Consider the following 11,455-nt stretch of genomic DNA (forward strand, 5'->3'; position numbering starts at 1 on the left):
GCGGGCCGGAGCGCCACGGCTCCGGCCCGCCCGTCTAACGGGTCAGAACTTCATCCGCGCGCCGACGAAGTAGCGGCGACCCAGCGTGTCATAGAGCGACACGTCGGTATTGGCGTCGCCGACCAGCGTCGTGCCCAGGATCGGCGGCTGGCGATCGAGCAGGTTGTTGACGCCGCCGAAGAAGGAGAAGGTCTCCGTCGCGTCGATCGAGAAGCTGGTGTCGAGATACCAGACCGGGTCCACCGACTTCACCACATTGGTCGCGGTCGGATAGAGCTTCAGGTCGCCGATCATCCGGCCCTGCAGGCGGAAGCTTAAGGGGCCGCTGGCATAGGTGGCGCCCAGGTTCAGCTTGAAGTCCGGGGTGATGAAGCCGCCGGTGCCGACCGAACAGCCCGCGCCATAATAGCCGGCGCAATCCTGCGGGGCGGAGGTGGCGAGCACCTGCGTCGTGCGCTCGAACAGCCAGCTGGCGATCGCCTGCAGCGACAGGCTGGCATCATCGCCCAGCGACAGCGCGCCGGGCAGCGGCACGCGATAATCGACCTGCGCGTCGATACCGTTGACCTTGAGCGAGCCGATATTGTTGCTCGACACGCTGACATAGTCGAGCTGACCATTGCCCAGGCGCGTGATCGCCCGGCAGGTGGCGCTGCCGGCATCCATCATCGTGTAGCAGTCGTTCATCGTCTGCTGCGCGTTGACGGTCATGATCGCGTCGTCGACCTTCACGTTGAAATAATCGACCGTGATGTTGAGGCGCGGGATGAAGGGCGGCGAGATGACGGCGCCGATCGTGTAGGTCTTCGACTTTTCCTCGTGCAGGTTCGGATTGCCGCCGCTGTCCTGGTTGAGGCCCAGCGTCGCCTGGGTGAAGTTGGCGATCTCGCCCGCCGGTACGCCGGTGGCGACGCAGAAATTCTTGAGCGCGTCGCTACGGCTGTCGCCGCCCGAGGTCGGGATGGCGCAGGGATCGGTGCCGCTGGAATAGCCGCGCGTCACCGCCGTATAGAGTTCGGCGATATTGGGCGCGCGGATCGCGCTGTTATAGGCGCCACGGATGCGGATCCAGCTGACCGGGGCATATTCGCCGCCCAGCTTCCAGGTGAAGACCTTGCCGACCGAGCTGTAATCCGAATAGCGGGCCGCACCCTCGATCGCGAGCGTGTCGAAGAAGGGCATGTCGGCCAGGATCGGGATGCGCAGTTCGCCGAACAGTTCCTTGACGTCATAGGCACCGGCCAGCGCCTTTTGCGACACCGCGCCATATTCATTGGCCAGGTCGAGCGGGCTGGGGCTGAACGTATATTTGTCCTTGCGATATTCGGCGCCCAGCGCGACCGAGACAGGGCCGGCCGGCAGTTCGAACAGGGTGCCGGCGATGCTGGCGCCCGCGACCTGGCGGGTGAAGATGTCATGGCTTTCGCGGACCGGGGTCAGGAAGGCGCCGGCTTCCTGGCTGATCGAATTGAGGCCCAGGATCGACACGGGGACGCAGCCTAGCGACTGGTTGCGGCAGACGACATTGCCCGAGGAATCGATGACCGCGTCCAGACCCATCGACAGGCGGGTTTGCGAGATCAGACCCTCGTTGCGGGTGTCGGTGCGGTTGCGCATATATTGGTAGAAGGCGTCCCACTTCCAGTCGCTACCCAGCAGCGACACATCGCCGCGCAGGCCGGTGGTGATCTGGTAGGATTGCCGTTCATAGCGATAGTTGCGCGTGCCCAGTTCGTCGGCGCGGCGGCCGCCGCCGACGATTTCCGCCGTGCCGTCGCCATTGGTGTCGAAGATGGCGGCATTGTTGGTGAAGAACTGGCGCAGGCTTTCGGGCAGCACCGGATTGCTGGCATAGTTGGGGATCAGCAATGTCGATGACGCGGCGCCGGGCGTCAGCGGGGTGAAGCTGTCGGGCGCCAGGATCATGTCATTCTTGGCGTTGACGAAATAAGCCTCGGCATAGGCGGTGATCTTGTCGGCCACCTCATAATGGGCGTTGGCGGCGACGTTGAAGCGATCGAGCGGGCGCTGCAGCAGATTATAGGGCGCGTAGTTGTAGGTATCTTCCGGCTGGCAATAGGGCAGGACGGTGCCATTCTCGCCAAAACGAATGCCGGTGACGGACGTGCAGCTGCCACCGGGGGTCAGGTTGACGCCGGTCAGGGCGGCGCGCTGCGCCGCGCTCAGCGGCACGCGGGTGCCGGGGATGCTGCCCGAACCCGAATAGACCAGCTGGCCATTGACTTCGCCGAGCGGCGTGCGGCTGAAACCACGATCATTCTGGGTGATCGACGACTGGCGCGTCCAGCTGCCCGACAGGGTGATATTGCCCCGGCCATCGGCGGTGCTGGTGCCGAACGTCAGGTCGAGCTTCTTCGATTCGGCGTCGCCGCGGTCGCTGATACCATATTGGGCGCTGGCTTCGACGCCCTCGAACTTGTCGTCGAGGATGAAGTTGACCGCGCCGGCGATCGCATCGGAGCCATAGACGGCCGACGCGCCGCCGGTGATGATCTCGACCCGCTTGATCAGGGCATCGGGAATGGAGGCAAGGTCGACATTGCCGTTGGAATCGGCGGGGATGAAGCGGCGGCCATTGACCAGCACCAGCGTGCGGGTGTTGCCCAGGCCGCGCAGATTGGCGGTCAGCACGCCCGACCCGCCGCCATTATTGACGGTGGAGGTGTTGCCCGACGCCAGCTGCGGCATCTCGTTCAGGGTCTTTTCCAGCGTGACGTTGCCCGACAGCTTCACATCCTCGCTGCCCATGACCGAAATCGGGCTGGGCGCGGTCAGATCGGTGCGGACCAGGCGCGAGCCGGTAACGACGATATCGGTGGAGGGCTGGGCCGCCTCCTGGGCCTGGGCGGTGGAACCCAAGCCGCCGCCGGCCAGGATGGTCGACAGCAACAGCAAGGCATTGCGGCGGCCGTACAGGCCCGCCGGTCGGATCGTCATCATTGGTCTATCCCCTTGTAATCGCTAGGATTCAATTCATTCGACACAGATTATGATTTTGCATGCGCAGCAATGTGGGATGCTGCGCCGATGTCGGCTCCTGCGTACCGGACCGCCTGACGGTCCCCCGGACGGGTTTTCAGCTCCTCTCTCTGTCTTTGCGGCTCTTTGACCGCTTCAATGTATATTGAATATCGTATACTTTAATCATGCTGAGGCTGCAGGAGGCTGTCAAGATTGCAGTTAAATGTCAGTCTGCAGTCGCCGGCGAAAAGCGTCGAACGGGGAGTTAGTGATATGAAAATAAATAGAAAAATTGTTCGTGCCCTGCTGCTGTCTGGGGCGGCTCTGGGGCTGTTCCGGCCCGATATTGTTGCAGCTGAAACAATATGGATACGCGACGTAACCGTCATCGACGGCACCGGGGCCGCAGCAAAGGCGGGGCAGGACGTGCTCGTTGCGGATGGGCGCATCGCAGCGATCAGCGCAAAGCTGAAGGCGCCGGCCTCGGCCCGGCAGGTCGACGGCCGCGGGCGCTATCTGCTGCCCGGCTTCATCGACTCCAATGTTCATGCGACCGTCTATGGCAACCCGGCGCGCCGCGACACCTCATCGCGCTATGCCGACCGGAACGAGGAACTGGCGCTCGAATTTGCCCAGCGCCAGCTACGCGCGGGCGTCACCACCATGCGTGACAGCTATGGCGTGCTGCCGCCGCTGCTGGCGGTGCGCGACCGGATCGCCAGCGGCCAGGCGATCGGCGCGCGCATGCTGGTGGCGGGCAACATATTGGGTTGGGGTGGGCCATTTTCGCTGACCTATTCGCTGACCGGCGATCGCGACCTGACCCTGTTCCAGGAACAGTGGAACGACCTGCTGGCCCAGGGCATGGGCGAGGAATTGATGGACATGACGCCGGAACAATTGCGCGCCGCCGTCAGCGCCTATCTCGATCGGGGCGTCGATTTCCTCAAATATGGCGGCACCAGCCATTTCATGATGCCCTCGCTGATCGGCTTTTTGCCGCGCCAGCAGGCGGTGATCGTGGCGGAGGCGCACAAGCGCGGCAAGATGGCCGAAACCCATGCCACCAGTTCGGAAGGGCTGCGCCTGGCGGTCGAGGCGGGGATCGACCTGATCCAGCATCCCGAGATATTGAGCCGCGACTATCCCGACGATCTGATCGCGCTGATCCTGTCAAAGGGGACGCTGTGCGCGATGCGGTCCAACATGGTCACCGGCGCGGTGCGACAGAAGCAGATTGCCAGGCGCGCCAAGGCGGTGGCGGACATTGCGCAAATGCCGCCGGCGCTGACCAGCACCGAACTGCGTCGCCGGGCAGCGATGCGTGGCGACGATGCGGAGATCGAGCGGCGCAATGCCGAGCGGCTGGTCGCGGCCGGATGTCCCGTCACGATCGCGACTGACAATTATCTGGGCGATGCGCCCGAGTTTCGCCGCAGCCCCAAATCGCCGGAGCAGGAGCCGGGCGAGGGGAGCCTGCTGGCGATCGAGGGGCTGGTGGAACTGGGCATGACGCCGATGCAGGCGATCGTCGCGGCAACCCGCAACGGCGCGCGGGCGGCGGGCCGGCTCCAGGATCTGGGCACGGTGGAGCCGGGCAAGATCGCCGACCTGCTATTGCTCGATGCCGATCCGCTAGCCGACATCCATAATATCCGCCGCCTCGGCCGGCTGTTAGTTGCGGGGCAGGAGGTCGATCTTCAGGCCCTGCCGCAGACGCACCTGTTCGTGGTGGATCAGCCAATGCCCTGAGGGCGTTGCCTGCCGTCTGCAAGCGGGCAAAGCCGGATGTCCATTCCTCCCCTGCAAGGGGAGGGGGACCGGCGAAGCCGGTGGAGGGGTGTTCCGCTATCGAACGGGTGACGCCCCTCGGTCAGGACGGGTGCGGGGGGATAGGAAGACCATCCCCGCGCGCCCGTCCTGCCGCCTATTCCGCCGCGCTGTCGTAGAAGGCCAGCAGGTCGCGGCGCAGGCCCTTCATGGACTCCGGGTGGATGTAGATCATGTGCCCGGATTCATAATAGCGATAGCTGATATTGGCCTGCAGCGCCTTGTCGAGCTGCATATGCTTTAGGTCATATTCGGCGCCGGCAAAGGGCGTCGCCATGTCATAATAGCCGTTGAGCGACAGCACTTTCAGGTGGCTGTTGGTGCGCATCGCGCGGGCCAGGTCCAGCGCGGTGTCCGCCGCCGGCATCGGCCGGCCGCCGCCGCCCGGTGCGCGATGGCGCTGGTCCCAGGCCGGGCTGATCTCCTTGTAGAAATTCGGGCGGTAGCTGAGCGGCGTCTTATAGCCCAGCGTGCCGAACAGATAGGAATTGAGCGCCGCGATATAGGCGCCGCTGATCGAGGTGTCGGCCGCGTCAAATTCGGGGTCGGCGGCGCTGTCGTCGACATCGATGCCGACGAAGCGGGAATCGAGCCGTCCGACGGTGCGGCTGCTGTCGCGCATCAGCTCCTTGCGGAACCGGCCGAGGTCGACGCGCAGCTTGTTCTGCAGGATGAAGCCCTTGGACAGGCCGGTATAGGCGGCCAGCTGGGTCGCGATCGCATCGCGCTCGCCATCGGGCAGGTCGTCGCCCTTGGCCAGCGCGGACAGATAGGGCCCCAGGGCAAAGGCGCGCACCTCGCTCAGGAACGGCTCCAGCGTCGCCGGCCGGTTGGGCAGGCGGTTATGATACCAGGCGGTCGCGGCATAGCTGGGCAGATAGGTGACGTTGATCTGGTCATAGCCCGGATTGCGGATGCCATAGTTCAGGATCGACGACAGCAGCACCACGCCGTTCATCTGCACGCCGCGTTCCTGCAGCGTGTTGACCAGGCCCGCCGCGCGCAGCGTGCCATAGCTTTCGCCGAGCAGGAATTTGGGCGCGTTCCAGCGATTGTTGATCGTCAGATAGCGCTGGATGGCGCTGGCAAAGGCATCGATGTCCGGATCGACGCCCCAGAAATCCTTGCCCTGTGCCTTGCCGAGCGGGCGCGACAGGCCGGTGCCGATCGCGTCGATGAAGACCAGGTCGCTGCGGTCGATCAGGCTGTCGGGATTGGGGCCGATGGCGAAGGGTGCGGGGCGGGCGGTATCGGGCGTGGGCGTATCCACCCGGACGGGGCCAAAGGAGCCGACGTGCAGCCACATGGTCGACGAACCCGGACCGCCGTTGAACAGGAAGGTGACGGGGCGTTCCTTCGCGCCCTTGGCCCGATCGGCGACATAGGCGGTGTAGAACATGCTCGCGATCGGCTCGCCGGCATCGTTGCGGATCGTCAGCGTGCCGGGCGTGGCGGTGTATTGGATCAGCTTGCCGGCGACCGTCACCGACGCGCGGCTGGGCATCGCCTGTTCCTCGACCGGGGCGACGGCGCTATCGTCTTTCTTGGCCTCTTCCTTCTCCGCCGGGGCAGGCTTGTCGGCGGCGATCGACGGCGCAGCCAGTGCCGTCAGCAGCAGGGGAAGGGCGGAATATGCGATGTTTTTCGGGATCATGACTCTGCCTGTTGCCTAAATTTGCGGCGAACCGTACATCGTATACCAAATCTGTCAAATGCGGATATGCATCATCTTCGTAAAGTTCCAAGGGAGGACCAGAACATGAAGAACCGATGGCCCCGGCTCGCCGCCGCAGCCGCACTGTTGCTCGCCACGCCGGCATTGGCGCAGGGCTTCGATACCGCGCAGGTCAAGCAGGGCGACCATGTCATCCGCGATTTCGCCTTTCGTTCAGGCGAGAAGTTACCGGAACTGCGGATGCATTATCGCACCATCGGCACGCCGCATCGCGACGCCAAGGGGCGGATCGACAATGCGGTGATGATCCTGCACGGCACCGGCGGATCCGGCGCGCAATTCCTGCAGCCGCAATTTGCCGACGAACTTTATGGCCCCGGCCAGCCGCTCGACGTGCGCCGCTATTTCATCATCCTGCCCGACAATATCGGCCATGGCGATTCCTCCAAGCCCAGCGACGGTCTGCGCATGGCCTTCCCGCACTATGATTATGACGACATGGTCGAGGCGCAGCGCCGCATGCTGGTTGATGGGCTGAAGGTCGATCATCTGCGGCTGACCTTCGGCACCTCGATGGGCTGCATGCACATCTTCGTCTGGGGCGAAAAGCATCCCGGCTTTGCCAGTGCGCTGATGCCGATGGCGTGCCAGGCGGCGCCGATCGCCGGGCGCAACCGGATGTGGCGCAAGGCGGCGATGGACGGCATCCGCGCCGATCCCGCCTGGCAGGACGGCAATTACAAGGCGCAGCCGCTGCTCGGCCTGCGCACGGCATCCAGCCTGTCGCAGATTGCGGGTGCCGCTGCCTGGTACATGCAGGTGCAATTCCCCACGCGCGACGCGGTCGACACCTATTGGAAGGAGCGGTTCGATCGCGACATCGCCAGCCGCGACGCCAATGATTATCTCTATCAGCTGGATTCGTCGCGCGATTATGATCCGTCCGCCGATCTGGAGAAGATCAGCGCGCCGATGACCTGGATCAATTCCTCCGACGACTTCATCAATCCGCCGGAAATGGGCATGGCCGAAACGGCAGCCAAACGGCTGAAGACCACCCGTTACAAGCTGATCCCCTATTCGCCCGAGACGCGGGGGCATAGCACCCACACTTGGGCGAAATTCTGGAAGGATGAACTGGTCGCGCTGCTGGCGCGGAGTAACTGACCTCTTATCGGCCGCCTTGTTGCATGAGGCGGCCGATACGCGGCGATACGATCAGGATGATGAGGCCGATCAGCATGGCAAGGCCGCCGATCCGGCCATAGGCGGCGAGCACCGTGCCGGCCTGGTCTGCCCCTGCCGATGCGCCGATGGCGGCGGCGATCACGCCCGACATGAAATTGCCGCCCGCCGTCGCCAAGAACCAGGTGCCCATCATCAGCCCCAGCATATGGGGCGGCGACAGGCGCGACATCGCTGCCAGTCCGACCGGCGACAGGCACAGCTCGCCCATGGTGTGGAGCAGGTAGAGCAGCAGGATGAAGAGCATCGGCATCTTCGCCCCCGGCAGCATCATGCCAGCGCCGACCAGCAGCAGGAAACCGGCCCCGACCTGGATGATGGCCAGACCGAACTTGGCGGGGGTGGATGGCTCCAGCCCGCGCCGGCCGAGCTTCAGCCATAGCCAGGCGAAGAAGGGCGCGAGCAGGAAGATGGAGAAGGGGCCGACCGCCTGGAACAGCGAGGCCGGCACCGTGATGCCGAATACCGTGCGGTCGACATGCCGGTCGATGAACAGGTTGAGCGAGGAGCCGATCTGTTCGAACAGACCCCAGAAGACCGGCTGCACCACCAGCAGGAAGATCGCCACCAGCAACCGCCCGCGCGCTGCGGGATCGAGCTTCAGGCAGGCATAGGCGACCAGACCGATGCCCATGGCAAAGCCGCTGGCGCTCAGCAGATAGCCGACCGTCGCGGGGCTGGCGAGCAGGGCGAGCATCGCCGCGGTGAAGGGCAGGGCGCTGGCGTAAAGCCAATATTCGCGCCGGATGCCGAACAGCGGGCTTGCCAGCCAGGCCGGATCGGGCGCTTCGCCCTGGCCCTGCAACAATGGCCTGCCCATGACGAAGACGATGATGCCCAGGATCATGCCCAGCGCCGCCGCGCCAAAGCCCCAGGACCAGCCGATCGTTTCGCCCAGCAGGCCGCAGACGAGCGGGCCGAGTGCGCCGCCGAGGTTAATGCCCATGTAGAAGATGGTGTAGGCCGGATCGCGCCGTATGTCGTCGCGGGGATAGAGCTGGCCGACCAGCACCGAGACATTGGCCTTGAGGAAGCCGGTGCCGACCACGATCACCGCCATGCCGGCGAGGAAGATGCGGGTCGCGCTCCCACGGTCGCCGCCCAGCGCATCGAGGCCGAGCAGGACATGGCCGCAGGCGATGACGATGCCGCCGAACAGCACCGCCTTGCGCGCGCCGAGGTAGCGATCGGCGAGCCAGCCGCCGACCAGCGGGCTGACGAACACCAGCGCGATATAGGCGCCATAGAGCATGCCCGCGCGCTCGTCGGAGAAGAGGAACTGCTTGGTCAGGTAGAAGATCAGCAGCGCCCGCATGCCGTAGAAGGAGAAGCGCTCCCACAATTCGGTGAAGAAGAGGATGAACAGGCCGCGCGGATGGCCGAGGAAGGTCGTCGTGGCGTGATGATCGGCTGGGGGCATGGCGCTCATTGGCAATAGGCAGGGTGGGTCGCGTCCGGTTCGAACGCGGACACATGGTTGAGGGCGATCACCCAGCGGCCCTCGACCTTGCGCATCAGTCGCGTGTTGATGCCGGACTGGCCGGGTTTGGCGGCAAGGTGGAAACGGCTGATCAGCTGGGCCGCATCGGGCGCCAGCATCTCGATCCTGATGTCGCAGAAATGGAGCGTGCCGCGCGTTTCGGGCGAGGCGCCATAGTCGCGGACATAATGGTCGAGCGTCCCCTGCCAGTCGCGCTGGAATTGGCCGCGCGACACGAAGGTGACGCCGGGGTTGAGAAAGCCCGCCATATAGCCGCGAAAATCACCTCGGTTCCAGGCGGCTTCCATGTCGGCGATCACCTGGCGGATCGCCGCCTTCTCGGTCTCCGCCGAAGGGGGGATCGGCGCGGCGCCCATGCAGAGCGCCGCGCCGATCAGGGGGAGGAGAATGCGCTTAACGCGCCGCACCGGAAGCCCCGGCTGCGGCCTTGGCCTTTTCCGCCTGGATGAAGCGGTCAAGCTCCGCCTCCATCACCGGCAGCGGCACCGACCCCATGGTCAGCAGCGTGTCGTGGAACGGGCGCTGGTCGAACTTGTCGCCCAGTTCCGCCTCGGCCTTGGCGCGCATCTTGCGGATCGACAATTCGCCCAGCTTGTAGGCCAGCGCCTGCGCCGGCCAGGCGATATAGCGATCGACCTCGTTGGTGATGTCGAGCTTCGCGAGTGCGGTGTGACTGGCCATATAGTCGATCGCCTGCTGCCGCGTCCAACCCATGGAGTGCATGCCGGTATCGATCACCAGCCGCACCGCGCGCCACATCTCGAATGTCTCGCGGCCGAATTCCTCATAGGGCGTCTCATACATGCCCAGCTTCGTGCCCAGCCATTCGGTATAGAGGCCCCAGCCCTCGCCATAGCCCGAGAAATAGGTCTGGCCGCGGAAGGCCGGGCGGTTGGGGGCTTCCAGCGCATAAGCAGCCTGGAAGCTGTGGCCCGGATTGCATTCGTGCAGCGTCAGCGCGGTCAGATTGTAGAGCGGCCGCGAGGGCAGGTCATAGGTGTTCATCAGGCAGGATTCGAGCCCGCCCCGACCCGAGGTATAGATGGGCGCGATCTCGTCCGGCACCGGCAGGATGGTGAAGCGATAGCGCGGCAGGTTGTTGAACGTGTCCTTCAGCTTGCCGTCCATCTTCTTGGTGACATAGGCGGAATAGGAGAGCAGCTCGCGCGGGGTCTTGGCATAGAATTGCGGGTCGGTGCGCATGAATTCCAGGAACTCGGCGAAGCTCCCCTGGAACTTAGCGTCCGCCATCGTCTTCTTCATGTCCGCGTCGATGCGCGCGACTTCCTTGAGGCCGATCTCGTGGATCTGCTGCGGCTTCAGGTCCAGCGTCGTATATTCGCGAATCTGATCCTGATAGAAGGCCGTGCCGTCGGGCAGCGAATAGGCGTCGATCGTCTTGCGCGCCTTGGGCATATATTCGCCGCGCATGAAGGTCAGCAGCTTCTGGTAGCTGGGGGCGATGGCGTCGCGGATCAGTGCCTGGGCCTGCGCCTGCATCGCCTGGCGCTGGTCGGCCGGGATGGTGTCCGGCATTGCGGCGAACGCCTTGTAGAAGGGATTGTCGGTGCCGGCGGCCAGGAACGGCTCGATCGTCTTGTCACGCCCCTCGATCGACACCCGCGGCACGGTATAGCCGCGCTTCAGGCCCGCCTGCATGTTCGCGATCTGCTCGTCGAAATAGCGCGGGATATCCTTCATCCGGCCGAGATAGCGGCGATAATTGTCGGCGCTGGAAAAGGGTGTGCGCGGGTTGAGGCCGGTCCAGAAGAAGGTGTCGCTGTTGAACGGCGCCTCATAGGTCTTGTACTTGATTTTGGTCGCATTCTCCCAGACCGAGGTCTTGAACACCGCCTTGTTGATATACTCCTCATGCGACAGCTGCGCGTCGGGGATCTGATCGAGCTGTTTAAGGATATCGCTCCAATAGGTATAGCGGCGCTGCTGGGTGGCGGCCGTCACGCTGGGCAGATGATCGTCGGCGCCGCCTTCGGTCCGGCCGCTGCCGGGCAGGCGGGCGAATTCCTTCTGGCGCCAGCTCCATTCGGCGTCATACAGCGCCTTGAGCTTCAGGTCGGCGGCGGTCGGTTGTGCGGCCGGTGCGTTGGCGGCCGGCGCCGTCTGGGCGAGGACAACCGGGGCCGTGCCGGCGAGCCAGGCGATGGCGAGCAAGGATGCGGCATGGGGCATTTTCATGAATGTCTCTCTTCCCTGTTCGGCGA

Annotated in this window: 7 protein-coding genes; 2 read left to right on the forward strand and 5 right to left on the reverse strand. The window is 64.5% G+C overall.

Annotation, left to right across the window (positions count from 1 at the left end; all coding sequences use genetic code 11):
• Positions 1-42: 42 nt before the first annotated feature.
• The gene (locus E5554_RS14225) at positions 43-2,961 is read right to left on the reverse strand and encodes a TonB-dependent receptor (protein ID WP_136187186.1); all 2,919 of its coding nucleotides are present in this window, start codon (positions 2,959-2,961) and stop codon (positions 43-45) included.
• A 447-nt stretch (positions 2,962-3,408) separates the two neighbouring features.
• Here E5554_RS14225 and E5554_RS14230 point away from each other — a divergent pair, with 447 nt between their 5' ends.
• On the forward strand, positions 3,409-4,734 hold the full coding sequence (locus tag E5554_RS14230) for an amidohydrolase family protein (RefSeq protein WP_136188369.1): 1,326 nt from the start codon (positions 3,409-3,411) through the stop codon (positions 4,732-4,734).
• Between the two features lie 175 nt (positions 4,735-4,909).
• Here the strand turns inward: E5554_RS14230 and E5554_RS14235 are convergent, their stop codons facing one another.
• The gene (locus E5554_RS14235; protein ID WP_136187187.1) at positions 4,910-6,466 is read right to left on the reverse strand and encodes a peptidase S10; all 1,557 of its coding nucleotides are present in this window, start codon (positions 6,464-6,466) and stop codon (positions 4,910-4,912) included.
• A 105-nt stretch (positions 6,467-6,571) separates the two neighbouring features.
• Here E5554_RS14235 and E5554_RS14240 point away from each other — a divergent pair, with 105 nt between their 5' ends.
• Positions 6,572-7,654, forward strand: a complete 1,083-nt coding sequence (locus tag E5554_RS14240; protein ID WP_136187188.1) for an alpha/beta fold hydrolase — start codon at positions 6,572-6,574, stop codon at positions 7,652-7,654.
• Between the two features lie 4 nt (positions 7,655-7,658).
• On the opposite strand, the gene E5554_RS14245 is transcribed toward E5554_RS14240, so the two are convergent.
• From E5554_RS14245 to E5554_RS14255, 3 genes are read right to left on the reverse strand one after another with little or no spacing between them, the layout of a single operon-like run.
• Positions 7,659-9,161, reverse strand: a complete 1,503-nt coding sequence (locus tag E5554_RS14245) for an oligopeptide:H+ symporter (protein WP_136187189.1) — start codon at positions 9,159-9,161, stop codon at positions 7,659-7,661.
• Entirely contained in the window at positions 9,158-9,589 is a 432-nt protein-coding gene (locus E5554_RS14250) for a nuclear transport factor 2 family protein (RefSeq protein WP_136188370.1), read from the reverse strand. The genes E5554_RS14245 and E5554_RS14250 overlap by 4 nt, the downstream gene beginning before the upstream one ends.
• Positions 9,590-9,626: 37 nt before the next feature.
• On the reverse strand, positions 9,627-11,429 hold the full coding sequence (locus E5554_RS14255; RefSeq protein WP_136187190.1) for a DUF885 family protein: 1,803 nt from the start codon (positions 11,427-11,429) through the stop codon (positions 9,627-9,629).
• Positions 11,430-11,455 lie beyond the last annotated feature (26 nt).

Origin of the sequence: Sphingobium sp. PAMC28499, from assembly GCF_004795815.1 — a bacterium.
GTDB classification, from domain to species: domain Bacteria; phylum Pseudomonadota; class Alphaproteobacteria; order Sphingomonadales; family Sphingomonadaceae; genus Sphingobium; species Sphingobium yanoikuyae.